We start from the raw sequence: 25,795 nt of genomic DNA, 5'->3' as shown, positions 1-25,795 counted from the left end.
TGATGCTCCTGGTTGGGTTGGGTTGGATGAATCGGGTGGAATTGCGTTGGTAGGGCTGTGGCGGGTTGCGCCCGAGACGTTGCGGTTACGGCACCGCATCGCCCAATTGGCGAAACGAGACGATCGCCAACGGTCCAAAGGTGGCCGCCATCAGTGCCGGAAGGATGCACAGCACCAACGGGCCGAGCAGCCGAACCGGCAACCGTCGCACCAGCGCCTCCGCCCGGCGCCGGGCCAACTCACGTTGCTGATCGGCGCAGCGGGCCAGCAGCGGTGTCGCCGCCGAGCCGGATCGGTCAGCGGCCGCCAGCGCCGCACCGATCGGTTCCAGGGGATGCTCCGATTCGCTCCATTGATCGAGCACTCGGCGGATCGAATCACCCTGGGCCAGACCCCGGCCTGCCATTCGAAGGTCGTCGGACAACGGTCCCGAGACAACCTCCGCAACGCCGAGGATGGCTCCCCGAACGGTCAGACCCGCCGACAACGCCACAACAAACAGATCAGCGATCTCGGGGACGGCAGCCCGCCGTGCCGCTACTTGGGCCAGCCTCACTCGGCGTCGGGCCAGCCGCCCCTTTCCCCACCAGGCGACGACCACCAACGCCAGGACGGGGTGAACCAACAGGGCCACGCCGCCGAGCACCAGCGCAATGCGGGAGCGGCGATCGAGGCCCCCGGCGGGCTCCCGCGATTGCTGCTCACCCTCGATCACCCCGGGGAGGCCGGGGGCGCCCTCAGCCCAACCGAGGTGTCTGGCCGAGTTGGTCGACGAAGCGGCGGCGTTCATGGAGGTCGACGTCCACGCGGCCCAGCCCAACCACCCCACGGCGATCGTGGTGACGGCGCTCACGTGTCACCGCCCACCCCGGAGGCGAGGATGCGACGGCTCCACACGAAACCAACCACCTCCAGCGCGACCGCCACGGCAAGCACCACGACGCCGGCGGGGGTGGCCACCGCCCCGATCAGCCTCGGGTCGACCACCGAACCAAGCACCAGAAACAGCGGCGGCAGCGCCACGAGCACCCAGGCCGACAAACGGGCTTGAGAGGTCTGAGCAGCCAGCTCGGCAGCGACGGCCCTCCGGTCGCGAAGCGTGTTGGCCACCCCGTCCAGCGCATCGGCGGTGCGGCCGCCGTGCCGGGCCGCCAGCCGCAGTGCCGCCACCAGCAGGCGCCGCTCAAGTGGTGCGCCCTCGGCCAGCCCTCGGAGCGCATCGTCCAACGGCACACCCCGCCGCAACTCAAGCGCCAGCACCCGCACGTCTTCACCGAGCGGCTCCGGTGCGTCCGCCTGGCCGAGCGCCTCGGGCAACGATGCCCCGGACCGAACGCGCGCAGCCAAGGCCTCGGCCAGGGCCCCGACCGCCGCCCCCTCCCCCGACCCGGGATGCCGAGGCTTGCGGTCCGACGGGGTCGTGGTCGGGGTGGTGGACGGGATTGTGGGCGACTCCACCGAACGTCGTGCGACCGGGCCAAGCGTCGGGATCAGCCAAGCCGCTGCGGCTGCCGAGCCGGCGATTGCGGAAACGAACAGATCACCCACGACCCACACCTCGTCGACTTTCGCCAGGCAGCGGCACCGGGGCCGAACCCGCCAGCGGCACAAAAGTGGGCGATTCGGCCGTTCCTTCCAGGCTCCACACACCGACAACACCGCGGGACCCGTCGCCTCGACGTTCAACCCCAACCAACACGTCCACGGCAGCATGCAACCGACGGCGAATGCCGGCGATGCCCAAGCCCGGGGCACCGAGCAGGGTGAGCGACTCCAGGCGATCCATCGCCTCGGCGGGGTTTCCTGCGTGCACGGTGGACAGGCCCCCGTCGTGACCGGTTGACAGCGCACTGACCAGATCGGCGGCCTCGCCCCCACGCACCTCCCCGACGATCAGCCGGTCGGGTCGCAGCCGAAGCGCCGCACGAACCAGGTCGCCCAGATCGACCGAACCTGCACCTTCGGCATTGGCACGGCGAGCTTCCAGACGCACCAGATGCCGCCCCGGGGGCATCAGCTCGGCCGTGTCCTCAACCACCACCAGACGCTCGTGCGGGGGCAGTTGTGAGCAAAGCGCGTCCAGCAGCGTGGTTTTTCCGGCTCCGGTGCCCCCAAACACGATCACGTTGTTGCGAGCCTTCAGGATCCCCATCAACGCATCGACCTGGGCGGGACCTGCCAGCGCATCCAGCGGCACCGCTCGCACCTCGAAGCGCCGGTAGGCCAGCACCGGGCCACCGAGGGCCACCGGCGGCACCACCACCGCCACCCGGGTACCGTCGGCCATCGCCGCGTCGGCGACCGGCGAAGCGGGGTCGACGCGCTTGCCAAGCGGCCCCAGCGTGCGTTCCACCAACCGGTACACATCGGCCTCGCTCAAGGTCACCCCTGTGGCCTCAACGCGGCCGGAGCGTTCGATCCACACCGGACCCGGACCGTTGACCAAAACGTCGGTCACCCCGGGAAGAGCCAGGAGGGCCGCCACCGGACCAAGCCCAACCAGCTCCGCCCGAACCTCCTCCGCCACCTGTAGGTGCCGCGACGTCTGCTGGAGCGGGTCGAACTCCGCCAGCACCGCCGCAACCGCCGAAACCGGCCACTCCCCGCTGGGCTCACGGCGTTCCAGCACCGCCCGCACCCGCCTGGCCAGGGAGGCGATCTCCGAACCGGATACCGCTTCGGCAGGCCCTCCCGTGCCGAACGAAGGCCCGGTCCCCTTCGGGGGGCCGACTTGTCGAGCGCGCAGGTCGGGTGCCACCTCAGCCCGCCGACTTCCGCTCGCTGGCGGCCGCGGCGTGAACACCGTCGACGAGCAGGAGGTCTGCCAGCGCCGCCATCGTTCGGTCCAGGCGTCGAGGAAGACGTGACACCAACATTCCGGAATCCACCGACCGCGCCACCGCCGGGTCGAGTTCCACCGTGGCCGACACCGGCGCATCGAGTGTGTCGGCAACATCACCCCGGCTGAGGGCGCGCTGAGGCTCGCGCACCAACACCGCCGAGTCGCAGCGCAGGTTCAAACCACGGAATCGCCGCAGGGCCAGGTAGCAGGCACGGATCACCACCACGTTGTTTGCGGCCGCCAGCACCGCCGCTCGTCGGAGATCGTCGGCCCCGGCCGTTGCGGCCGGTTCGACCATGCCGTCACGAGCGGAGGGAACGCCAACATCGACCAGGACGACGTCGGCCAGGCCATCGACCGCCCGCCACAGCGCGTCGATCCGGCCGGCCGCCCCATGGCCACCAGGGGTCAACCCACCCGAACCGGTGTCGCGCCCCGACACGTCGCCCCCACCGAGTGGCACCACCGTCAACCGCTCCGCCACGTTCAGGGCCGTGCGTTCCAGCGCTCCGCCCGCCGCGTCGCTCGCCAGCCAGTCGAGTACACCGACCGACTGGATTCCCGTCGCCCCCAGGAGCGCCGGCTGGTCGCCGGCCAGGTCCACGATGGCCACGCTGTCCTGTGACCTCCGCACATGGGACAACGCCAACGACGCAACCGTGACGCTGACACCCTGCCCGCCCTTGGGACCCCAGAGTGCGATCACGACAATCCGACGAGTAACGCGTCGCATCCGATGAGAGGTCGGGAACAGTCGGGGTGGAGATCAACGGGTTGCCGCCCAACACACGCTGGACGGGGGCGCTGCGAAGTAAACATGCCCCCAGCATCGGGCCCCGACCTCGATGTGTCATCGGGTCATCAACCCCGGTGACCCCGACCCGGAGCACGGAATCGTCGGTGCATTCACCCTGCGCAGGTACTGCCCGGCGGCCCTCCGATAGCCTCCTGCGCTGTCATGAACGACTCCCACGCAGCCGAGACGCACCCACCATCGACCGCGCCCGCCCGCGACGTGACCGCACGACTGACCGCAGCGTTCGTTGTGGGCTTCGTCGGCCTGTCCACCGAGATCGCCTACACGCGGGTGATCTCGTTCAAGCTGTTCTATTACTACACCTACTTCGTGATCGGGCTGGCGCTGTTGGGCCTGGGCGCCGCCAGCGCCATCGTGTCCCTCTCACCCAGGCTGCGTCGGGCCGACACCGTGTCGTTGGTGGCCCGGTTGGCACCGGTGGCCGGTGTGGTTGGGCTGGTCTCCTATGCGGTGGTGGCCCGCCTGCAATTGGACACGCAGAAGATCTGGGCCTCCGCGGTCGGCATCGCCGGCCCGCAGTTCTTGAAGCTGCTGGTGATGTCGATCGCGCTCACCATGGTGTTTTTCGCCATCGGCCTGGTGTTGGCCAAGCTGATCGTCGCCGAGGCGCACGAAGTTCGGCGACTCTACTTTTGGGACCTCACCGGCGCTGCCTTGGGTTGCCTCACCGCCGTCCCGCTCCAGGCTTGGATCGGCCCTCCGAACATGATCGTGGCATCCAACCTTGCACTGGTGGCCCTCGGCGTGTGGCTGGCCGTCAGGTCGGGGCGCCATCTGGCCTTCGCAGGGGGGATGGGAGCGGTCGCTTTGGCGGCGATGCTGCTTGCCGTCTCCATCCCGATCCGCACCGACGCCACCAAGACGCTGCGCGTCGATCAGGAGGTGCTGGCGGGCGACTGGGGCGCCGTGTTTCGGGTGGACGCCACCCAGACCACCAAGGACCTGATCACTCTGAACCACGACGGGCTGTGGGGATCATCGATCTGGCGCTACGACGGCACCCGCAAAACGACGGCCCGCTTCGACATTGACAGCCGCCAGATCCCGTTCGCAGCGTTGGACGAGCCACCCGAGAACATGCTGATCATCGGCGCCGCGGGTGGCAACGAGATCATGGCCGCCCGTACCTACGGGGCAAAGAACATCGACGCGGTCGAACTGAACCCGGTGACCGCCAGCCTGCTGCGCAACGAGTTCGCGGAATTCACCGGCAACATCACCGAGCAGCCCGGCGTCAACTATGTGCAGGGTGACGGGCGCACCTTCCTGGCCCGCAGCGACAAAAACTACGACCTGATCTGGTTCGTCGCCCCCGACAGCTACGCCGCGTCCAACGCCGCCACCTCGGGGGCGTTCGTGCTCTCCGAGAGCTACCTCTACACCGAGGAGATGTTGACCACCGCCTACAGCCACCTCACCGACCGGGGCATGATCGTGTCGCAGTTCGGCGACTTCCAATTCGAGTCGGCGCCCAACCGCACGGCCCGGTACCTGGCAACGGCCCGCTCGGCGCTCAACGAGGAGATGGGTGGCAAACAGGGCGACTTCGCCAACCACACCGGGCTCACCGTGGAAGGCGTGGAAGCCTCGATCGCCAAGATCTCCACCATCCTGCTGTTTAAGAATCCGCCGGAGCCCGTCGCCATGGAACGGGTCACCAAGGTGGTCGAAGAAACTCCTGACGGCCGGGTGGTGCATCTGCCCGGGGTGGACGGCACCGGGGAGGGCATCACTGCTCAGATCATCTCCGGCGACGACGCCACCGTCACCAGGCTGGTGGCCGACTACCCCTACGACATCTCTGCGATCAACGACAACGGCCCCTTCTTCTGGCACTTCACACCGTTCAGCAACGTCGACGCCATGTTCTCCCGCAACTACAGCGACTCTGAGATCGCAATCGGTGAACGGTTGTTGTTGATGCTGGTGCTGATCGCCACGATCACCGCAGCGCTCTTCCTGTGGCTGCCCTTCGGTTTGGCCCGCCGAAAGTCAACCGTCAAAGTTCGGGGCAAGGCACGCCTGTTTCTGTACTTCGCGTCGATCGGGCTGGGGTTCATCTTCGTCGAGGTGGCGATGATCCAGCGGTTCTCGCTGCTACTGGGCTTCCCCACCCTGTCACTTTCGGTTTCACTGTTCACGCTGTTGCTGGCGACCGCGGTGGGCGCCCGCTACTCGGACAGGTTCGGCGCCAATGTCCGCGTGCGTCTCACCGCCACCACGGTGGCGTTGTGGGCGGTCACCCTGCTGTACCTCGTCATCAGCCGACCGATCACCAACGTGGCCTTGGCGTGGCCCCAAGGCGCCCGCATCGTGTTGGTGTTTGCCATGTTGTTCCCCATTGGTGTGCTGTTGGGCATGTTCCTGCCCACGGGGATCGACCGGGCAAACCTGACCGCCGAATCCCAGGACCCGGACGACGATGGTCGGCTGGTGGCCTGGTGCTGGGCGGTCAACGGGTTCTTCTCGGTGCTCGGCTCGTCCACCGGCACCATCCTGTCGATGAGCTTCGGCTTCAACCGCACGGTGGTCATCGGTCTGCTGCTGTATGTCGTGGCGGCTGTGTTGTTGTCGCAGGGTGGCGGCGAACCGGCGACCGACGAGCAGGCGGATCCTGGCGTGACCGGAGCCGACGACGGCATGGTTGACGCCGCCGCCCCGTCAGCGGGCTGACCCGCAGTTGCAGCTCAACGATCAGTCTCCGCTGCGCCCAAGCGCCACCGCACGCCTGGTTGAGATTGACCATCCGCCAACGCTGCGGGGAAGCTAGTCGGCCATGCGCACACTCCCCGGTCCCGGCGATCCGCTGTCCATCGCCTACCTCACCTACCGGGGTAAGCCACACGTGGGCGGTCAGGGCGTGTACACCCGGCACCTCACCAAGGCGCTCGCCGACCTCGGACACCACGTCGAGGTGCTGTCGGGTCAGCCCTACCCCACCCTGGACGAGCGGGTGCCGCTGATCAAGCTGCCCAGCCTCGACATCTACAACGATCACTTCCCCATGCGCATGCCCGGTTTGTGGGAACTCAAGGACTTCGCCGACTGGGCCGAGGTCACCTCATTTTCGGCGGGTACCTTTCCCGAACCGCTGGCGTTCTCGATCCGCGCCGCCCGCTGGCTGGCCCAGCACGGCGATCGCTTCGACCTGGTGCACGACAACCAAAGCCTCGGTTACGGCCTGCTGGCCATCGAGCGCCAAGGGTTGCCGGTCTTGGGCACGATCCATCACCCCATCACCGTGGACCGCAGGGTGGAGATGGAACACGCCGAGGATTGGAAGGCCCGCTGGGGAAAGCGACGCTGGTATCGCTTTACCCGCATGCAGACCCGCGTGGCCAAGCGCCTGAGCCGCATCATCACCGTGTCGGAGAACTCCGCCACCGACATCCTCGCCGATCACGACGTATCTCCCGATCGGCTTCACATCGTGCCGGTGGGAGTCGATCCCAACCTGTTTCGCCCGCTCACCGGCGTGGAGCGGGTACCGCGTCGCATCATCTCGACCGCCTCGGCCGACGTGCCCATGAAGGGCCAGCGGTTCCTGCTGGAGGCGGTGGCCAAACTTCGGGCCGAGCGCCCCGACGTGACCCTCACCATCATCGGGTCACTCAAGGACGGCAGTCGCACCCACTCCACGCTGGACCGCCTGGGCCTGCGCGACTGTGTCACCTTCGTCAGCGGTGTCAGCGACGAACGCATCGTCGAGTTGTACTCCGAGGCGTCGGTGGCGGTCGTCCCGTCGCTGTACGAGGGCTTCTCGCTTCCTGCAATCGAGGCCATGGCGGCCGCCTGCCCGCTGGTGGCCACCACCGGCGGCGCGCTCCCCGAGGTCACCGGTGTCGACGGCGACACCTGCTACCAGGTGCCGCCCGGCGACGCCGACGCGCTGGTGGCCGGCATCAACCGCGTGTTCGATCATCCGGCAGAGGCAACAGCCGTCGGCGAACGGGGTCGCAATCGAGTCGTGGAAAACTGGAGCTGGAAACGAACCGCCGAGCGCACGGTGACCCACTACCGGGCACTGCTCGCCGACGCTGCCGCCGACACCTCGACCAACCGCACGGCCACCATTGGAAAGCGACATCATGCTGACCGTTGATTTCGATCGGTTGGACGTACGTGCCGGCCACCGCTACCTCGACATCGGTGCCGGTCTCGGCCGTCACAGCTACGAGGCGGCGCGTCGGGGCGCCCATGTGGTGGCATTGGACTACGACCCCGATGCGTTGCCCGAAATGGCCGGGATGCTCGGGGCCATGGCGGAGGTGGGTGAGTCTCCCGAGGGCACCGGCGCCATCGTCATGCGAGGCAACGCGCTGACCCTGCCGTTTCCCGACGCCAGTTTCGATCGCGTCATCGTGTCTGAGGTGCTCGAGCACATCGCCGACGACGCCGGGGTCCTCGCCGAAATCCGTCGGGTGCTGCGCCCCGACGGCAGGATGGCCGCCACGGTTCCCGCCTGGCTGCCCGAGAAGATCTGCTGGTGGTTGTCCGCCGAGTACCACGCGCCGCTGGTGGAGGGCGGCCACCTGCGCATCTATACCGAGCCCATGCTCAACGAGCGCATCGGCGCCGCCGGGCTGCGCCCCGACGGCACGGCCCGCACCCACGCACTGCACAGCCCGTACTGGTGGCTCCGCTGCCTGGCCGGGCCCGCCAACGACACCAACAAGGTCGTTGAGGCGTACCACAAGCTGCTGGTGTGGGACATGGTGAAGGCACCATGGATCACGCGTACGGCCGAATCGTTGTTGGCTCGACCGTTGGGCAAGAGCCTGGTGGCCTACGCCGGGTTGCCCGCCGAGTCCGGACGTGCACGCTGATGGCACCGCCCGGCGGATGGCTTCACGGGGTACCCGGCGTCTTGGACGGTGGCCAACTGACCCTCACCGTGGACCGGTTGGCCGAGTGGCAGTTGAGCGACGGCATGATGCCCTGGTTCCCCGGAGGTCACGCCGACCCGTGGAACCACACCGAGGCCCTGATGGCGCTCATGTTGGGCGGCCGCAGAGCGGAGGCCGAGGCCGGCTTCGCATGGCTGGCGGGCTTACAGCACGCAGACGGGTCGTGGCACCAGTACTACCTGGCGGGCGGAGAGGTCGAGGAGCCCAAGCTCGACGCCAACTGTGTGGCGTACGTGGCCGCCGGCCTTTACCACCACTGGTTGCTCTTCGAGGATCGCTCCTACCTGGAATCCAACTGGGAGATGCTGTGCGGCGCGGTCGATTTCGTGCGCGGCCTGCAGACCGATCGGGGCGAGGTGCTGTGGGCCCGCAGGCCTGACGGTTCCGCATTTGAGTTTGCCCTGCTCACCGGATCGTCGTCGATCGCCCACAGCCTGCGTTGCGCCGTGGCAATCGCCGAGGTGTTGGGCCACGACCGCAAGGACTGGGTCGATTCGGCTGAGGCGTTGGGCCGGGTCATCCGCGACGAACCCGAGGCATTCGCACCCAAGCACCGCTGGGCCATGGACTGGTACTACCCGGTGCTCACCGGGGTGGAAACCGGCGAGCGTGGCCGTCACCGCCTGGCATCCCGTCGGGCGGCGTTCGTGATGGACGAACGGGGCGTACGCTGCGTGTCCGACCGGCCGTGGGTCACCGCGGCCGAAACCTGCGAGTGCGCCATGGCACACCTTGCAGTCGGCGAGCCCGAGGTGGCTGCCGCAATGTTCCGGTGGGCACAGCGTCTGCGCACCGAGGAGGGCCACTATTGGACAGGCATCGTGTACCCACAGGAGGATTACTTTCCCTCCGGCGAACAATCAACGTACTCGTCCGCCGCAGTGGTCCTGGCCGCCGATGCGTTGTCCGAAGCCAGCCCGGCCTCGTGGCTGTTCACCGAGCACGCCCGACTGCCCGCCGGGGCACCGCTGTAGCTCTGGCTCTGTCAGCAGTGGCTCTGTCAGCACTGGCTCTGGGAGCGGCGCTCGCGGCCCCGGTGGCGGGCGCCCAGCAACCCAATACCCCCACCACGCCCCCTCCCCTGGTGGATGAGCGTCCGTTGCCGGACCGTCCCACCACCTCCGGTACGCCCACCTCGGCTGCCACTGCGCCATCGAGCACCGCTGCCGTGCCGGGAGCTACGGGCGGGACGCCAACCACCATCGCCGTCGACCCGATGGAAAAGGGCGGCGGACTCAACAACGCCCTGCCTCGACCCAACTCGGGCCATCAACCCCAGTATCAGGGCGATCGTGGCACCGGAAGCCAGTACGCGGTGTTGGGCGCAATGCTGTTGGCGCTCTTGGTGATCCTGTCGCTGGTGATCCGTCAGAGCCGCCGCTCGACCAGCCGGTGGAGCGCGGCCGCGCCCATGGCCGGCAAGCCGCCCGTGGGTCAACCAACTCAGCACCAACCGGTTCAGGGCCAACCGGCCCAAGGCCGGTCGGACCAAGAAGGGTCAGACCCGGGTCAATAGCCGCAACGAACCGGTGTGGTCCGAGTCGACGAACCTTCCCGAGTCAAGCGCCCGAAGGTAGATCTCATATGGCGGACGACCCCCATCGGCAGGGTCGGGAAACACGTCGTGGATGGCCAACGTGCCACCCGTCGCCACATGCGGGGTCCACAACTCGAAGTCTCGGTGGGCGGGTTCAGCGCCGTGCCCGCCGTCGATGAACAGCAGCGCCAGCGGCGTCGACCACACCGGCGCCACCACCTCGGAGTGCCCGACCAGCGCCACCACCACCCGATCCAGTCCGGCGGCCTGAACGGTACGGCGAAACGTCGGCAACGTGTCCAGCAGCCCCACCTCGGGGTCGACCAGATCGGCATCGTGATGTTCCCATCCGGCCTGGTTCTCCTCCGAGCCACGATGATGATCCAGGGCGAACAGCACCCGGTCGGCGTCTCGGGCGGCGGCGCCCAGGTACAGGGCGGACTTGCCGCAATACGAACCGATCTCCAGCATTGGCGCTGAGGACACCGAGCCAAGAGCGGTCACGGCCGCGGAGTACAGCGCCAGGCCCTCGCCAGGCGGCATGAAACCTCGGGCTGCCTCGGCGGCCGCCCGATCCTCAGGCGTCAACGATCACCCGCCGGCGTCGCAGGCGATGACGGTGCGGGAGCCGAGCCACTGCCGTCGAGGTTGGCCTGCTCGTCGTCGTTTTGTGGTTCGCTGCGTTCGTTCAGGTCGGCAGCATCTTCCTCGTGCAGGTGGGTCACGTTGAACACCAACTTGTCGAGGAACACGAAGCGGGCTGCCCACACGACGCCGTAGCCCAGCAACTGGGCTGCGAAGATGCCGAGCGCCCGGACCCATGCGTCGGTGGTGTCCTCGGGCAGCCAGCCGTCCACCAGGTACAGACACCCGGCAGCAAATGCAGTTCCCAGCACAGCCGAGACCCAGAAGACAACGACCTCGGTGCGAACCTTGTCCCGATTGGCGTGGCGCCAGACGTAGTACTTGTTGGCCAGAAAATTGGGTGGGGTGAGGATGGTGGCTGCGATCAACTGGGCCGGCACCACCGCGATACCCAACCACCAGTGAAAGAGTTGCAACAGGATCTGCCCAAGGGGCACGAACACCAGCGAGACGGCCGAGTAGCGCACCAGCTTGCGGAACTGGTGGTGGTGCCACAGCTTCTTGATGCGGTCCGTCGAGGTCTTGGCGGGAACCTCCGCCCAGATGTCTTCGGCCGTTTCCATGCACACCACACTATCGGCGCCGGTCTGCGAAGCCCGAGCGCACCGATTCCTGCCTCCCGCGCGTTTATCGGTAAGACTTTGCGCTGTGAGCGATCCGGCATCGAGCGCTGAGCCCCGTGAGGTGCCCACAGTCGTGCGCGCGCTGCTGGTGTTCGGCCTTCTCTACCTGTTCCTCGTCGGCATCTCGGTACTGGAGGGCGGCATCTCGTCGCTGGGCGAGGGCATCCAGGAGCAGTTGTTCACCAGCGTCAAGAACCCGATCGCAGCGCTGTGCGTCGGCATCCTCGCAACCGTGGTGGCCCAGTCCTCATCGGTGACCACCTCAACGATCGTCGGCCTGGTCGGCACCGGGTTGTTGCCGGTCGAAGCGGCCGTGCCGATGATCATGGGCGCCAACATCGGCACCACCGTGACCGCCACGCTGGTATCGCTCGGTCACCTCCGGCGCTCCGCCGAGATGCGCGATGCATTCGCCGCCGCCACCGTGCACGACTATTTCAACCTGCTTGCGGTCGCAGTGCTGTTGCCGCTGGAGATGGCCACCCACGTGCTGGCCCGCTCGGCGACGTGGCTTTCCGACCGGCTCGTCGGCACCGGCGGCGGCACCTTCAAGAGCCCGGTCCAGCAGGCGGTCAAGGGCCCGGCCGGATGGGTGCGGTCGGCGCTGGAGTCCACCGGTGCCTCCGGCACGCTGCTTGGGGTCTTGTTGATCATCGCCGGTTTGGTCTTCATCTTCGTGGCGCTGGCGTTTATCACCACCAACATGAAGGCGCTGGTCGCAGACCGGATGGAACAGTCGATCAACGCGTTCCTCGGCCGCAGCGGCGGCGCTGCGGCGATGCTGTTGGGCCTGGTGATCACCATGGCGGTGCAGTCGTCGTCGATCACCACATCGATCATGGTGCCGCTGGCCGCCTCCGGGGTGCTGACATTGCGCAGCGTCTACCCGGTCACCCTCGGGGCCAACGTGGGCACGACGATCACGGGGATCCTCGCGTCCCTGGCCACGTCCCGGCCCGAGGCGCTCACGATCGCCCTGGTGCACACACTCTTCAACATCGGCGGTATCCTGCTGTTCTATCCCGTGCCGGCAATGCGCGAGATCCCGATTCGCCTGGCGACCCGGACCGGCGAGGTGGCCGCCCGCCACCCGACTGTCGTCGTCACGGGCGTAGGTGTCTGCTTTGTCGTGATCCCGCTACTCGGAATCGTCACCCTAAGATGAGGTACCACGCATGGTCATGAGTTTTTTTCGAGGCGACGGCGATGCGGTGACCGACTCGGTCGACCGCCAGATCAACGAGATGCTGGGCGCAGGTCGACACAGCTTTGATTTGGCAATGTCGGCGTTGGTGGCCGGACCCAACATCGACGCAATCGGCGACGACGTGCACGATACCGACCGTCAGGTCAATGAGATCGAGGAAACGGTGCGCCGCGAGTTGGTGGTGCACTCGGCCGTGCACGGCCAGTCCGACATGAGCCTGGTGATGCCCAGCCTGCTGGTGGTCAAGCGCCTGGAGCGGGTGGGAGATCAGTGTAAGAACATCTTCGGCATGGCTGAGGAAGGCATCCGGTTCACCGATGCCCCGGACCGGGCGGTCTTTGACGATGACCGCCGAGTGGTGTCGGCCATGTTCAGCACGACCAGCGAGTTGCTCGCCGAGCGCGACCCCGCCGCCGTCGACGCGTTCAGCACCACCGCCGAGGCGTTGATGGCCGAGCTGGAGGACCGGGTGGTTCAGCTGATGAGCAGCGACGAGCCATCCAGCTACGGTGTGCCCCGAGCCATGTTGGCCCGTTACATCAAGCGCATCGTGGCAAACCTGGAAGGTTCGGCACGCACGGTTACGGTGCCACTCACCGGCACCGAACCCACCGATCTGGACGAATAGGCGCATCCGATGAACTCCCGTCTGATTGGTGCCCTGACGGTGGTGGTTGCGTGCAGTGCCGTGCTGTTCGGATGCACCGACGCCGACACGGACACCGACAAGTCCGGTTCGGTCGAGACAACGGCGCCGTCTTCGATCCCTGACAGCTCGGTCAAGGCCGAGGCGATAACCACCGACCTTGAGGCCCCCACCGTGGTGCTGGGAGCCGCCGACGGCACACTTCTGGTGGCCGAACGGGCAGGCAACGTCCGCCGGATCGACCCCAAAAACCCCGACAGGTCCTCGACGGTCTTGGACATCACCTCCGACGTCGGCGACCTCTCCGGCGAGAAGGGCCTGTTGGGCCTGGCCACGTCGCCAAACGATGACGAGTTGTACGTCAGCTACACCCGGGCCGCCGATGGTGCCAGCGTGATCAAGACCTTCCCGCTCGGAGCAGACGGGGTGGCAACCGCATCAGGGCGCGAGATGCTGGTGGTTCCTCAGCCGTTCTCAAACCACAACGGCGGCAACCTCGCCGTGGACGCCGACGGGCTGCTCTGGCTCGGTCTGGGCGATGGCGGCGCCGGAGGTGATCCCAACGAAAACGGCCAGAATCCGGCCACCCTCCTGGGGTCGATGTTGCGGATCCGCCCCACGCTTGACGGCGACGAGCCCTACCAGATCCCCGACGACAACCCGTTCTCCGACGGCACCACCCCGAACGGATCCAAGGCCGCGCCGGAGGCATGGGCATACGGCCTGCGCAACCCGTGGCGATTCACCTTCGACTCGGCAACAGGCGACCTGTGGATTGCCGACGTCGGCCAGGGCGAGTGGGAGGAGATCAACCACGTGGCCGCCGACGACGGCCTGGGCGAAGGCGCCAACTTCGGGTGGAATCACCGCGAGGGTACCCACCCCTATACCGACGACCCGGACCCGGCCGACGCACCCGGCGATATGGTCGATCCGGTGTTCGACTACAGCCACTCCGACGGGCGCTGCTCGGTCACCGGCGGGGTGGTCGTACGCAACGCTCCCGGACTTCCCAACCTCGACGGCGTCTACCTGTGGGCCGATCTGTGCGAGGGCAGGCTCCACGGCCTTCGCCCCGATGCCGACGGTGAGGTGACCGATCTCGACCTGGGTGCAGAAGTGCCAGGCATTACCAGCTTCGGCACCGCAGCCGATGGCGAGGTGTACGCCGTCTCCGTCGATCAAAACCAGCTCTGGCGCCTCACCCAAGCCGGCTGAGCACCGCCCTACGCATCACCCCTGTGGCGGTAAACATTGGTGTCGCGCTGGACAAACCCGAGACGCTTGTAGAGGCGGTTCGCAACCTCGCGGGTGGGGCGGCTGGTCAGGTCAACCGAGCGGGCGCCCAGCGACTCCGCCACCTCCAACGCAAACCGGTTGAGGGCAGCGCCGACGCCCTTGCCGCGGGCGTCGCCGTCGACCACCACGTCCTCGATCCAGGCACGAACGCCGGTGGGGAGGGGAAACACCACCAGGGTGAGGCTGCCGAGCAGCGCCCCGTCCTCCTCGGCGACCAGGAAGTGGCAGGCCTCGTGGGTGACGACCCCGGCCAATACCTCCTCGGTGAGGGCCGAGGCCGACTTTGACAGCTGCGGCAAAAGCGCCGCCATCGCCTCGGTGAGGCCCGGCTCCATCTCGCTGACTTCACGTACCTCAACCATGGGTTTGCTCCTCGGTGTGACCCGTCACCCTTGTTCGGTCGGCGGGCGGGAGGGGCTCGCCCTCCGGGATCCATACGTCGCTTCGCGGCGGGTCGAAGTACGGGATCGGCGCCTCGGCGTCGATGGCCTGGAAGGCGATATCCACCCAGTTGCCCGCCCCGGCCAGCGGGTCCGGAAGTGAGTCGCGGTCAAACCAGCCCACGTCGAGGCACTCCAGCGGGTGACGAGCCAACGAACCACCCACCGGCCGCAACTTGAAGATCAAGGAATACAACGGCACGGCGGAAAACCCTCGGCGCAGGCCATCGAAGACGGCGACAAACGACTCCACTTCGGCGATGATGCCGGTCTCCTCCCCCACCTCTTTGACGGCCACCTCCGCCGGCGAATAGCCGATGTCGGCCCACCCGGTGGGGTAGAGCCACACGCCCGAGTCCGCCCGCTGAATCAGCAGAATCTCACCGTCGTCGTTGCCCACCACCGCGCCCACGGCAACCTTCGGGGTGACGTAACCCAGCGCCCCATCACCGGCGCCCTTCATCCACTCCTGCACCAACGCCGACGGGTCGAGCGTGCCGCGCCCAGCCGCCACCCGCATGTCGGCCGCCACCGCCAACACCTCTTCGTACCGTTCCTGCTCGTACAGGCTCTCGGTGAACCCCAACCCGCTGCGGGCAATCGCAGCGAGTGCCTCGGACCATCTGATCAGGTCGGACTCGGTGATGCACTCCACGGGTTGGGAGGCTAGTGGCACCCGCTCAGTGGACGGCGGCGTCGACCAGGGCCTGACGCAGCGCATGCCGGCGAGCCGGGTCCACCACCGGGGCACCTTCCGTGTCGGTGATTGAGAAGGTGTCGACGGCATTGGGGCCAAGCGTGGTGAGGGTGGCCTTCACGATGGTGCAGTCCAATTCGGTCAAGGCCGATGCCAACGAGAACGCCAGCCCTGTGCGGTCGGCGGCCGCCACCTCGATCACGGTCACGCCCGTGCCCTCGTCGAAACGAACCGTCGGTTGCACCATCGTGCCGGGCCAGGCGCGGTGGCGTTCGGACTGCAAGCGCTCGGCCAACCGTGCCCGGATCGCCAGACGCGCGTCGAGCGCCGCGCTCAGGTCGTCCACTATCCGCCCCCACCGAGGTGCCTCCCCCGACGGTGTGCGAATACGGAACATCTGCACCGCCCAGCCCCCGGAACACGAAGCCGACGCTGTCAGGATCCGCGCGTTGCGGAGCGCCAGTACACCGGCGACACGGGCAAACAGACCGGGCCGGTCGGGCATACACACCACCAGCCGATCACCTTCACCCCGCAGCACCGGAGCACATGTCTCCAGCAATCCCTTCACTTCGGGGTCGTCCGAAAGGGTGCCCTGCGAGGCGTCCTCGATTGCTTCGATGCCCGCCAACCTGGCGATTGTCCGGTCGGCCAGTGTGCGCACCAGCGATGCCTTCCATGGCCCCCACGCGGTCGATCCGGTCGCCCGCCCATCGGCCTCGGCCAGTGCGGCCAGCATCCGAACCTCGCCGACCGAGCCGACCTGGTCGGTCACCATCGCAATCGTGGCCGGATCGTCCAGATCCCGGCGCGTGGCCACCTCGGGCATCAGCAGGTGGTGGGTCACCATGGCGACCACCCCGTCGGTCTCGCGTTTGGGAAACCCCATGCGTTCCATTGCGCCACGAGCGAGCTGTGCACCCACCTCGCTGTGATCCCCGGGTCGCCCCTTGCCCAGATCGTGAAACAGCGCCCCCAACACCAGCAGGTCGGGCCGGTCGACGCGCCCGCTCAGCCCGGCGGCAATGGCGGCGCACTCCAAGAGGTGTCGGTCGACGGTGAAGCGATGGTACGGGTTTCGTTGCGGGGCGCACCGCACCGCCTCCCACTCGGGCAGGATTCGCGCCCAGAGGCCAACCCGATCGAGCGCCTCCACCACTCGCACCGAAGATGGGCCAGATGCAACCAGGCGACAGAAGAGCCGTCGGGCCTGGGTGCTCCATGGCTCGGGAATCGGCGCCAGGTCAACCAGGCCGACCAGGGTGTCGCGTCGCAGTCGAAGCCCGCGTTCGGCAGCCACCACGCCGAGTCGGAGCACACTGGTGAGATCTGAGCATTGCGCTTGCTCCAACAGCAGCACCCGGTCACCCGACCGCACCACCTCGGCGATCAGGTCGGGATCGTCGCGCAGCACCACATCGTCGGCCGGTACCCGGCGCCGGTGACCGGTGAGTTCCGGCCAGAGGTCATCGATTACCCACGACACCTCCCGGGCGGCGACGGAGACCCCCCGCGCCAGTTCCTCGGGGGTGTTGTACCCCAGCCGCTCGGCAACGGCGACCTGCTCTTGGAGTACCAGGACGTTGCCGGGTCGGCCGGTGACGCGGTGCAGTTCTGCCCGGACCGACCACAGCACCTCACTGCCGGCCTCGATCAGGAGGTCAACCTCGTCGGGCAGTTCCACTCCGAGCGCCTGCATCCACCCGAGTGTGTGCACGTCGCGCAGCCCGCCCCTGCCCTCCTTCAGGTCGGGTTCCAACTCGTGGGCCACATCGCCGACGTTGCGGTGCCGTGCGTCGGTGCGCTCGACCAGCCGCCGCAACCAAAGCCCACCGAGGGTGTCGCGCTGCCAAGCGGCCCGCTCCTCCAATCGCCTGGTGACCGCCTGGTCGCCCGCCAGGTGTCGAAGGCTGAACAGCGACGTGGCCGTGCTGAGATCGTCGCCCGCCAGCGCAATGAACTCGTCGATGTTGCGGACCGAGTGGCCGAGGGGGATGCCCGAGTCCCAGATGGTGTACCAAAGAGCTTCGAGCATCTCAGCCGGGGGGGCACAGGTCGCCTCGGCGTCGAACACGACCACCAGGTCGAGGTCGCTGCCGGGCGCCCGGTCACCCCGGCCGGTGCCGCCGACACCAACCAACGAGACACCGCGGTGCCCATCGGGGCCGCCATCGTCGCCCCGCCCGCCAGGAAGCAGCCGGGCGGCGTCAGCCCAGAGCGCGCGCAGCCATCCGACCGTGGCGTCGTCCAAGGAACGCCGCAGGGCCGCCCCCGTCAGGTCGGTCCTGCCGCTGACCCAGTCCAGGGATCGAGCAGCACCCGGCCGGGCATTCCTGCTGGACGGCGAGCTAGACAGCATCAGCTCCTCGCTCACCCGTGCGGATGCGGACCAGGTCCTCCACCGGGCTGACCCACACCTTCCCGTCACCGATCTTGCCGGTGGCCGCAGCGTTGACGACGGCGTCGACGACGGAAGGTGCCACCGCGTCGTCGACGATCACGTCGATACGCAGCTTGGGCACGAAATCCACCTGGTATTCGGCGCCCCGGTAGGTCTCGGTGTGCCCACCCTGGCGTCCCACCCCCTGGACCTCGGTGACGGTCAGCCCCGAGATGCCGACCTCCTTCAGGGCGTTTCGTACGTCCTCCAATTTGAACGGTTTGATGATGGCGGTAATCGCTTTCATGGGTGTTCCCTTCTGTAATCAGCGGTGGGGTGGTTGAACGGTTTCAGCTCAGGTCCGGGAGCCGAGGGCAAGCCCGGCCTGGTGGTAGGCCGTCTCGCCGTGATCGGTCGCGTCGAGGCCCACGGCCTCGGTGTCCTCATCGACGCGCAGGCCGATCGTGACCGAGATCAAGTACAGGATGGCGGCCGTCATCAGGCCGGAAAAGACAATGGTGACCACGTTGGCCAGCACCTGCTCGCCCAGCAGCCCGGGTCCCCCGCCAAACAACAGGCCGGGTTCGGCCAGCCCCGGGCCTCGGCCCGGTTTCCAACCGGTGGCACCCGGGTTGGAGAGAAAGCCGATCAGGAGCGAGCCGATGAGGCCACCCACAAAGTGCACGCCGACCACATCGAGGGAGTCGTCGAAACCAAACCGACGCTTGAGTGACACCGCCTGTGAGCAGACGACACCGGCGATCAGCCCGATGGCGATCGCGCCCATCGGATCGACGTAGGCACAGGCCGGGGTAATGGCCACCAGCCCTGCGACAACGCCCGAGGCGGCGCCAAGCGTGGTGAACGCCCCATCCCGAAATCGTTCGGTGAGCACCCAACCAAGCCCTCCGGCAGACGAGGCCATGAAGGTGGCCATCAGCGCCGCCAGAGCGTGGCCATCGGCCGCGCCGGCCGAACCGGCATTGAAACCGAACCAGCCCAGCCACAGAATGCCGGTGCCAATGAGCACCAACGGCATCGAGTGGGGCAGGAACCCTTCCGACGGCCAACCACGTCGCCTCCCAAGCATCACAGCCGCCACCAGCGCGGCGATTCCGGCGTTGACGTGAATGGAGGTACCTCCCGCGAAGTCCAGCGAACCTCGCACCTTCAGCCAACCCTCGGGGTTGGCCACCCAATAGGTCACCGGCACATAGACCAGCAGCGACCAGATGGGCACGAAGATCGCCCAGGCCGAGAATTTCATGCGGTCGGCCACCGCACCGGAGATGAGGGCCGGGGTGATTGCGGCAAAAGTTCCGAGGAAGGCCACGAATGCCAGTTCGGGGACTCCGACATCCTCAAATGCGGAGATGCCCTTGAGCCCAAATGCGCTGAGGTCGCCGAGCAGGGGGCCTGAGCTGCGAAACGCCAGCGAATAGCCCACGACGGCCCACAGCAGCGGCACGACGAGAACACACCACAGGCTCATCATCATCATGTTGAGCGTGCTCTTGGTGCGTGTGAGCCCGCCGTAAAACAATGCCAGGCCAGGGGTCATGAACAGCACCAGCGCCGTACACACCATGATCCACGTGAGCGATCCCGAATCCACAGGACTCCTTTCGGTTACCGATCGCGCGACGGGTGCCCGCCGAGACGTCGAAATGGGAGGACGTGGATGAACGTAAACAGCCACTGTTTCCAAACTGTTTCGAGCGGATGAACGGAACCGAACGACACCCGAACATCCTCACGACAGGCGATCGCCCTTGTGACCGGCGTTACCCGTCATGTGACCAGCGTTACAGGCTAGGGTTGCGTTCAGTGCCGGGGGGAAACTTCCTCGCGGTTGACGGGGCCTTTGGTCCCGACGAGGGACAACCACAGGAGGGTAAAGCATGTTCAAACAGCGAAAGTACGGTCGCCTTGCGGCCGGAGTTTTGGCGATGAGCCTGGTCGTAGCCGCATGCGGCGACGACGGCGACAGCGCCAGCGACACCACCGCCAAAACGGATTCGGAGGGCGCCGCGGACGCCAACAGCCTGATCGGCATGAGGGGCACCACCCCCATGGTCGACCTGGGCGACGAGTTCAAGGCCCGCCTGATGGAAATCGATCCCAAGCTGGTCGACTTCAACTATGCGGGTGAAAGCTACGACGCCGCCATCATCATCGGCCTTGCCGTGACCCAGGCCAAGACCGACGGCAGCGCCTTCGCCGAAAAGATCAACGGCATCACTCGGGGCGGCGAGAAGTGCACCACCTTCGAAGCGTGCAAGAAGATCATCGATGCCGGTGGCGATCCCGACTACGACGGACAGTCCGGCCCGCTGGAGTTCTCCGGCAATGGTGAGCCGACCGAGGCGTCTTACGGCGTGCTCGAGTTCGGCACCAACTGCGACAAGCTCAACGCAACTCGCAAGAAGGAAGACCAGGCTGCGCTCAAGGAGTGCATCGACGACGACACCACCGAGTTTGTGAAGGCTTCGGCGCCCAAGGATGCCGACGTGGCCGAGGTTCCCGTTGTTGGTGACCGCAAGGGCAACGGACAGCTCGAGATCGGGTCGCTGCTGCCCAAGACGGGTTCGCTCGCCTTCCTCGGCCCACCGGAGTTCGCCGGTGTCGACCTGGCCGTGCAGGAGATGAACGAAGCCGGCGGAGTGCTCGGCAAGGACGTCATCCACATTGAGGGTGACTCCGGCGACACCGAGAACGGTGTTGCGCCCAAGACGGTCAGCACCCTGCTCGCCAAGGACGTCGACGCCATTATCGGCGCCGCCTCGTCATCGGTGAGCCTCTCGGTGATCGACACCATCGTCAACGCCGGAGTGGTCATGTTCTCCCCGGCCAACACGTCCAAGAAGTTCTCGGACTACAACGACAAGGGCCTCTACTTCCGAAACGCCCCGTCCGACATCCTTCAGGGCAGCGTCCTCGCCGACACGATTCTTGCGGACAACCACAAGAACGTGTTCATCCTGGCGCTGAACGACGACTATGGCACCGGCCTGGCAGACGACCTCACCAAGTCGCTTGAGGCAGCCGGCGGAAAGGTGGTCGGCAAGGAGATCTACGACCCCAAGGCGACCGACTTCGCCGACGTCGTGGGCTCCGCCAAGAATGCCGACCCGGACGCCATTGCTTTGATCGGCTTTGACGAGAGTTCCAAGGTGCTCTCGACGATGATCGAGCAGGGCATCGGCCCGGCCAACGTGCCGGTCTACGGAGTGGACGGCAACATGGGTAACGCACTGGCCGAGAACTTCGAGGCCGGCAAGTAGTACCCACCTCGGGTCGCTGAGGCGGCACTGAACTCGGAGGGCCCGGTCCGGAAGGACCGGGCCCTTGCGCGTCCGGCGTCGGGCGCTAGCCGCCAAGAGCTCAGCGCTGCCCGAGTGGTATCCCCGACCGGCTCATCCGGCCACCGCCTGGAACTTCAGTCCAGGTTGCGGTTCTTGGCCAGAGTGCCGAGGTAGAGCTCGATCACCTTCGGGTCATGCAGCAACTCGGAGCCGGTGCCGGCAATGGCGTTCTTGCCCTGGTCCAGCACAAAGGCCCGGTCGCACACCTGCAGACAGCGGCGCGCGTTCTGTTCCACCATGAGGATTGACACGCCGGTGGCGTTGATCCGACGGCAGTTGATGAACACCTCATCCTGAAAGGCGGGCGACAAACCTGCGGAAGGCTCATCGAGCAGCAGAACCGATGGCTCCATCATGAGCGCTCGACCCATCGCAACCATCTGGCGCTCACCGCCCGACAATGAGCCGGCCTGCTGCGACGCTCGCTCACCCAAGCGGGGGAAGAGGTCGGCCACGTGCTCGAAGCGCTCCTTGACCACCGATGGCCTCAGGAACGCACCCATCTCCATGTTCTCGCGAACCGTCAGCGCAGCGAACACGTTTTCGGTTTGGGGGACGAACCCGACACCGCGACTCACCAGCTGGTGGGCCTTCATCGAGGTGATGTTCTCGCCACGCAGGCTGACAACGCCGGAGGTGATGTTGATCAGGCCGAACATCGCTTTGAGCAGTGTCGACTTGCCGGCGCCGTTCGGGCCGATGATGCCTACCATTTCGCCGCGCTTGAGCACGGCCGAGCATCCGTTCAGGATGTTGACTCCCGGCACGTAACCGGCGATGAGATCGTCGGCCACCAAGATGGGTTCGCCGGGTTGAGGATCGGTCGACAGGTGAACGGGAGCCTGATGGTCGGCCGCCGCACCACTGCCCTTCTCCGCGTCGGTGATTGCCTCATCGGCCAATTCCCGGGCCGCACTCTGACCGCCAAGAACCTCCGTGGGGGACACGTCATTCACTTCGTCGGGTCCGTCCATCAGGGCGCCTCCTCGACTCCGGCCGCAGGATCGGGCCCCGTTGCCGGGCTGCCTTCGGGGTTTGTCAGCATGTCGGGCCGCAGGTCCAGATCGTGATGACTGCCGAGGTACGCATCGATCACAGCGTCGTTGGCGCTGATGTCCGAAGGTGTCCCCTCAGCAATCAGGCGGCCTTCGGCCATGACGGTCACCCAGTCGGAGATCTCCTGCACCATGTCCATGTCGTGTTCCACGAAGATCACGGTGCGACCCTCGTCACGAAGCGACAGGATGTGACCCAGCAACGACTGCTTCAATGCCGGGTTCACCCCGGCCATCGGCTCGTCCAGCATGATCAGATCGGGCTCTGCCATGAGGGCACGGGCCATCTCCAGCAGCTTGCGCTGGCCACCCGATAACGATCCGGCGAACTCCTCGCGCATGTGGGCCAGTCGGAATCGTTCCAGCAGCGCGTCGGCCCGCTCGGTGATCTCCTGTTCCTGGGCCCTCCACAACGGCGGGAAGACCGCAGCCAGAAAGCTCTCGCCGCGTTGGTTGGTGGCACCCAACATCATGTTCTGGATGACGGTGAGTTTCGAGAGCGATTTGGTGAGCTGGAACGTGCGAATCATGCCCAGCCGCGCCACCTTGTGTGGCGCCATGCCGGTCATGCGACGGTCGTTGTAGGTCCAGGACCCTGCGGTGGCCTTATCGAAATTGGTCAGCAGATTGAAGAAGGTGGTTTTGCCGGCTCCGTTGGGGCCGATGAGTGCCGAGATTGCCCCACGTTGAAACTCAACGTGGTCGACGTTGACGGCGGTGACGCCGCCGAAGCGACGGACCACCCCATCGGCGGTGAGAATGCTGTCCGGCTTGGGAGCACCCGGCTCACGGGGCACGTCCGCCAACTGTTCGGCCTCGAAGGCGCGTTCCCGCTTCACCGCCTCGGGAGACGGGGCGGTGGCTCGGTCGGGGTGAATCGTGCTGCTTTGCCCCAAGTCACCGGGCTCGCTGGATGGAGCGTTGGGTTTGGGTGCGTCGGCGGGCACGGTGGCGTCGTCAGCGGGCATCGACCTCAAGTTCCTTTCGGTCTCCGAAGATCCCTTGCGGTCGGAACACCATCAGCACCATGAGGGCGATACCGAGGAAGATGAACGGTATGACACCGGCTTGCACGTCGGTCATCACCGAGTTGGGAATCACGTTGGCCTTGGCCGCCTGATCGGCGGTGACCGACACGAAGGTGAAGATCGACCAGAACATCATTCCGCCGATGACCGGACCGAGCGTGGTGGCTGCCCCACCAAGAATGAGGGCGGTGTAGGCGATGAAGGTGGCTTTAGTGGCGAAGTCGTCCGGACCGGCGAAGTTCTTGGCCAAGGCCAGGATGATGCCGCCGCAGGCACCCATGACGCCACCCAGGATGAGCGACTGCATTTTGTAGGCGTAGACGTTTTTGCCCAGCGAGCGAACGGCATCCTCGTTCTCGCGCACCGACTTGAGGACACGGCCCCACGGGCTGCGCATCAGCAGGTAGGTCAGCAGCGCAAAGAACGCCACCAAGAGCCAGCCCCACAGCATCACCCACAACTCCTGACCGCGGAACGACAGCGGACCCAACTCATAGCGCCCACTGTTGGAGAAGAAATTGGCGTCATAAAAACCTGTGGCGAACTCGTTGATGCCCGAGTTGCCGCCGGTGACGCTCTCAACCGCTTCCGACCGAATGGTCAGGCGGATGATCTCCGAGGCTGCAATGGTGACGATGGCCAGGTAGTCACCTCGCAGGCGCAGGGTCGGCAGACCAAGCAGTATCCCCAAGACCACCGATGCGAGGATGCCAAACAGCAGCGACGCCCACAGGGGCCATCCCCAGACGGTGTAGCTGATGGCCGTGCCGTACGCACCGGCAGCCATGAACCCGGCCTGGCCGAAGTTCAGCAGCCCCGTGTAGCCGAAGTGGATGTTCAGCCCCTGGGCGCCCAGGATGTAGAACAGCGCCAGCGGCGTAAACAACGCCGTCAAGGTCTGCGAAATGATGAAAGACCAGTCCATCAGCCCACTCGCTCCCGTCGTCCGAAGATGCCCTGCGGAGCAAACATCAACACCACGATCAGCACCGCCAACGCTCCGACGTTTCGCAGTGACGTTGGGATGTACAGCGTGGACATCTGAATCGCCAGGCCCAGCACGAAGCAGCCGGCCGCTGCACCAAAGGAGGTGCCGAGCCCGCCCAGGGTGATACCGGCGAACATCAGCAGCAACAGTTGCTGGCCTTCCATGAAGTTGACCTGGAAGCTGGTGGAGTACAACACGCCTCCCAGCGCGGCCAGGCCTGCGCCCATCACCCACACCATCAACACCACACGATCGACATCGATGCCCGACGAGGAGGCAAGCGGTGGGTTGTCGGCCACTGCCCGCATTGCCTTGCCGAAGCGGGCGGTCCGCAGGAACGCTGCGACCGCGCCCAACACGACCACGGCGATGATGATGGTGATGATGGTGCGAGCCGGGATCACGCGGGAGCCCAACTCCCAACCACCGCCCCCCACCGTGCCGGTGTAGGGCTTGTTGCGTGCACCAAAGACGTACTGAAACACGTTGATCGCCAGGAGCGACAGACCGAAGCTGACGGTCATCAGCCCGAACAGGCTGATCTTTCGGCGCCGCAGCGGACGCCACAAACCGAGTTCGAGACCGGCGCCCGATGCGGCGCCGATGATCACGCCCAGGATCCCTGCGACGGGGAGGGACAGCCCAACGCTCTGGTTGAGGTACCAGGTGACGATGGCCCCAAAGGTCACCATCTCGCCATGGCTGAAGTTGGTCAGCTGGATGGTGCCATAGATGAGGGACAATCCAATGGCACACATGGCGAGAATCAGGCCCAACTGAACCCCATCGACAAGCTTGCCGGGGATCTCGTCCAGCTTGGTGGCGGCCTGGCGGGTGCTCTCCCCGAAGGAGTACAGCAGCGGGCGGGGCCGGTCGGCCTGAATCGGCACCGTCCGAACGGTGTCGCCCTTGTCGGTCAGGGCCACGCCCTTCGGGAGCGAATCGACCTGCAGGGTGGCCGTGTAGGTACCGGGCTCGTCGAGTGCCAAGGAGAACGTGCCGTCGGCTCCCGAGACGATGGTGTCCACCACCTCGCCGTCCAACGACATCTCGATCTTGGCACCAACGATGGCCGAGCAGTCACCGGCGACCAGCGAACCGAACACGCCCGGAGCCTCGGGCTTCTCAGCCCTCGGTGTCTTGCAGTTCTCCTGGCGTTGCTCCGAGGCACCAGCCGAAGGACCCACGGCCGCAACCCCCAGGGCGACGGATGTTGCCAGCGCAAGCAGTACCCAACGGCGCCACAGTGGTCGACTCACTCGCATCCGTCGGCGTGGATCATGCGCTTCCCCCTCACAGAGCGGCGAGCGTAGCGGACG

At 66.5% G+C, this 25,795-nt stretch carries 24 protein-coding genes; 9 read left to right on the top strand and 15 right to left on the bottom strand.

The window, feature by feature from the left end; all coding sequences use genetic code 11:
- Positions 1 to 85: 85 nt before the first annotated feature.
- The 4 genes from MPARV_RS22960 to MPARV_RS24925 all read right to left on the bottom strand — a co-directional run bounded on the left by MPARV_RS22960 (position 86) and on the right by MPARV_RS24925 (position 3,548).
- On the bottom strand, positions 86 to 853 hold the full coding sequence (locus tag MPARV_RS22960; RefSeq protein WP_020378934.1) for a type II secretion system F family protein: 768 nt from the start codon (positions 851 to 853) through the stop codon (positions 86 to 88).
- Positions 850 to 1,548, bottom strand: coding sequence for a type II secretion system F family protein (locus MPARV_RS21555; protein ID WP_157789670.1), 699 nt, complete (start codon positions 1,546 to 1,548; stop codon positions 850 to 852). Before MPARV_RS21555 ends, MPARV_RS22960 begins: the two co-directional genes overlap by 4 nt.
- The gene (locus MPARV_RS21550) at positions 1,541 to 2,629 is read right to left on the bottom strand and encodes a TadA family conjugal transfer-associated ATPase (RefSeq protein WP_157789669.1); all 1,089 of its coding nucleotides are present in this window, start codon (positions 2,627 to 2,629) and stop codon (positions 1,541 to 1,543) included. The genes MPARV_RS21555 and MPARV_RS21550 overlap by 8 nt, the downstream gene beginning before the upstream one ends.
- A 130-nt stretch (positions 2,630 to 2,759) precedes the next feature.
- Entirely contained in the window at positions 2,760 to 3,548 is a 789-nt protein-coding gene (locus MPARV_RS24925) for a CpaE/TadZ family protein (protein ID WP_012224999.1), read from the bottom strand.
- Positions 3,549 to 3,800: 252 nt separating this feature from the next.
- Here MPARV_RS24925 and MPARV_RS0115515 point away from each other — a divergent pair, with 252 nt between their 5' ends.
- The 5 genes from MPARV_RS0115515 to MPARV_RS0115495 all read left to right on the top strand — a co-directional run bounded on the left by MPARV_RS0115515 (position 3,801) and on the right by MPARV_RS0115495 (position 10,082).
- Positions 3,801 to 6,332 (top strand): spermidine synthase family protein, encoded by a 2,532-nt coding sequence (locus tag MPARV_RS0115515; protein WP_031278829.1) that lies wholly within the window; start codon positions 3,801 to 3,803, stop codon positions 6,330 to 6,332.
- Positions 6,333 to 6,435: 103 nt separating this feature from the next.
- The gene (locus MPARV_RS0115510) at positions 6,436 to 7,761 is read left to right on the top strand and encodes a glycosyltransferase family 4 protein (protein WP_020378930.1); all 1,326 of its coding nucleotides are present in this window, start codon (positions 6,436 to 6,438) and stop codon (positions 7,759 to 7,761) included.
- Positions 7,748 to 8,485 (top strand): class I SAM-dependent methyltransferase, encoded by a 738-nt coding sequence (locus MPARV_RS0115505; protein WP_020378929.1) that lies wholly within the window; start codon positions 7,748 to 7,750, stop codon positions 8,483 to 8,485. The genes MPARV_RS0115510 and MPARV_RS0115505 overlap by 14 nt, the downstream gene beginning before the upstream one ends.
- Positions 8,485 to 9,540, top strand: a complete 1,056-nt coding sequence (locus MPARV_RS0115500; RefSeq protein ID WP_012224993.1) for a prenyltransferase/squalene oxidase repeat-containing protein — start codon at positions 8,485 to 8,487, stop codon at positions 9,538 to 9,540. Before MPARV_RS0115505 ends, MPARV_RS0115500 begins: the two co-directional genes overlap by 1 nt.
- 17 nt (positions 9,541 to 9,557) lie before the next feature.
- Positions 9,558 to 10,082, top strand: a complete 525-nt coding sequence (locus MPARV_RS0115495; RefSeq protein WP_031278825.1) for a hypothetical protein — start codon at positions 9,558 to 9,560, stop codon at positions 10,080 to 10,082.
- On the opposite strand, the gene MPARV_RS0115490 is transcribed toward MPARV_RS0115495, so the two are convergent.
- Positions 10,065 to 10,691 (bottom strand): class I SAM-dependent methyltransferase, encoded by a 627-nt coding sequence (locus tag MPARV_RS0115490; RefSeq protein ID WP_012224985.1) that lies wholly within the window; start codon positions 10,689 to 10,691, stop codon positions 10,065 to 10,067. The two genes, MPARV_RS0115495 and MPARV_RS0115490, sit on opposite strands and share 18 nt — an antisense overlap.
- A complete protein-coding gene (locus MPARV_RS0115485; protein ID WP_012224983.1) occupies positions 10,688 to 11,311 on the bottom strand; it encodes a GtrA family protein in 624 nt (207 codons plus the stop codon). Before MPARV_RS0115485 ends, MPARV_RS0115490 begins: the two co-directional genes overlap by 4 nt.
- Before the next feature lie 85 nt (positions 11,312 to 11,396).
- On the opposite strand from MPARV_RS0115485, the gene MPARV_RS0115480 reads away from it, so the two are divergent.
- Genes MPARV_RS0115480 through MPARV_RS0115470 form a run of 3 tightly spaced genes read left to right on the top strand, consistent with a single transcriptional unit; the run spans position 11,397 to position 14,442 of the window.
- Positions 11,397 to 12,536 carry a Na/Pi symporter gene (locus tag MPARV_RS0115480; RefSeq protein ID WP_235045315.1) on the top strand — a complete coding sequence of 380 codons (1,140 nt, stop codon included), beginning with the start codon at positions 11,397 to 11,399 and terminating at the stop codon, positions 12,534 to 12,536.
- A gap of 16 nt (positions 12,537 to 12,552) precedes the next feature.
- A complete protein-coding gene (locus MPARV_RS0115475) occupies positions 12,553 to 13,206 on the top strand; it encodes a PhoU domain-containing protein (RefSeq protein ID WP_157789668.1) in 654 nt (217 codons plus the stop codon).
- A 9-nt stretch (positions 13,207 to 13,215) separates the two neighbouring features.
- Positions 13,216 to 14,442, top strand: coding sequence for a PQQ-dependent sugar dehydrogenase (locus tag MPARV_RS0115470; RefSeq protein ID WP_020378926.1), 1,227 nt, complete (start codon positions 13,216 to 13,218; stop codon positions 14,440 to 14,442).
- A gap of 8 nt (positions 14,443 to 14,450) precedes the next feature.
- Here the strand turns inward: MPARV_RS0115470 and MPARV_RS0115465 are convergent, their stop codons facing one another.
- Genes MPARV_RS0115465 through MPARV_RS0115445 form a run of 5 tightly spaced genes read right to left on the bottom strand, consistent with a single transcriptional unit; the run spans position 14,451 to position 19,655 of the window.
- Positions 14,451 to 14,885 carry a GNAT family N-acetyltransferase gene (locus MPARV_RS0115465; protein WP_012224976.1) on the bottom strand — a complete coding sequence of 145 codons (435 nt, stop codon included), beginning with the start codon at positions 14,883 to 14,885 and terminating at the stop codon, positions 14,451 to 14,453.
- Positions 14,878 to 15,618, bottom strand: coding sequence for an NUDIX hydrolase N-terminal domain-containing protein (locus MPARV_RS0115460; RefSeq protein WP_020378925.1), 741 nt, complete (start codon positions 15,616 to 15,618; stop codon positions 14,878 to 14,880). Before MPARV_RS0115460 ends, MPARV_RS0115465 begins: the two co-directional genes overlap by 8 nt.
- 25 nt (positions 15,619 to 15,643) lie before the next feature.
- Entirely contained in the window at positions 15,644 to 18,019 is a 2,376-nt protein-coding gene (locus tag MPARV_RS0115455; RefSeq protein WP_157789667.1) for a [protein-PII] uridylyltransferase, read from the bottom strand.
- Positions 18,009 to 18,347 carry a P-II family nitrogen regulator gene (locus tag MPARV_RS0115450; protein WP_012224972.1) on the bottom strand — a complete coding sequence of 113 codons (339 nt, stop codon included), beginning with the start codon at positions 18,345 to 18,347 and terminating at the stop codon, positions 18,009 to 18,011. Before MPARV_RS0115450 ends, MPARV_RS0115455 begins: the two co-directional genes overlap by 11 nt.
- Positions 18,348 to 18,395: 48 nt before the next feature.
- Positions 18,396 to 19,655, bottom strand: coding sequence for an ammonium transporter (locus MPARV_RS0115445; RefSeq protein WP_020378923.1), 1,260 nt, complete (start codon positions 19,653 to 19,655; stop codon positions 18,396 to 18,398).
- A gap of 286 nt (positions 19,656 to 19,941) precedes the next feature.
- Here MPARV_RS0115445 and MPARV_RS21545 point away from each other — a divergent pair, with 286 nt between their 5' ends.
- Positions 19,942 to 21,324: an ABC transporter substrate-binding protein gene (locus MPARV_RS21545; protein WP_012224967.1), complete on the top strand. Its 1,383-nt coding sequence runs from the start codon at positions 19,942 to 19,944 to the stop codon at positions 21,322 to 21,324.
- Between the two features lie 155 nt (positions 21,325 to 21,479).
- Here MPARV_RS21545 and MPARV_RS0115435 read toward each other — a convergent pair whose 3' ends face one another.
- The 4 genes from MPARV_RS0115435 to MPARV_RS0115420 are packed head-to-tail and all read right to left on the bottom strand — an operon-like array spanning position 21,480 to position 25,735.
- A complete protein-coding gene (locus MPARV_RS0115435) occupies positions 21,480 to 22,379 on the bottom strand; it encodes an ABC transporter ATP-binding protein (protein ID WP_012224965.1) in 900 nt (299 codons plus the stop codon).
- Positions 22,379 to 23,428 (bottom strand): ABC transporter ATP-binding protein, encoded by a 1,050-nt coding sequence (locus tag MPARV_RS21540; RefSeq protein WP_012224963.1) that lies wholly within the window; start codon positions 23,426 to 23,428, stop codon positions 22,379 to 22,381. Before MPARV_RS21540 ends, MPARV_RS0115435 begins: the two co-directional genes overlap by 1 nt.
- Positions 23,418 to 24,413 carry a branched-chain amino acid ABC transporter permease gene (locus MPARV_RS0115425; protein WP_012224961.1) on the bottom strand — a complete coding sequence of 332 codons (996 nt, stop codon included), beginning with the start codon at positions 24,411 to 24,413 and terminating at the stop codon, positions 23,418 to 23,420. The genes MPARV_RS21540 and MPARV_RS0115425 overlap by 11 nt, the downstream gene beginning before the upstream one ends.
- Complete coding sequence (locus tag MPARV_RS0115420; protein ID WP_157789666.1) at positions 24,413 to 25,735, bottom strand: branched-chain amino acid ABC transporter permease; 1,323 nt, start codon at positions 25,733 to 25,735, stop codon at positions 24,413 to 24,415. The genes MPARV_RS0115425 and MPARV_RS0115420 overlap by 1 nt, the downstream gene beginning before the upstream one ends.
- Positions 25,736 to 25,795: the final 60 nt, after the last annotated feature.

The sequence above is a fragment of the Candidatus Microthrix parvicella Bio17-1 genome (genome assembly GCF_000299415.1).
Classification (GTDB): domain Bacteria; phylum Actinomycetota; class Acidimicrobiia; order Acidimicrobiales; family Microtrichaceae; genus Microthrix; species Microthrix parvicella.
The sequence above is the reverse complement of the archived record's forward strand: the minus strand, read 5'-3'. Positions and strand labels throughout refer to the sequence as shown.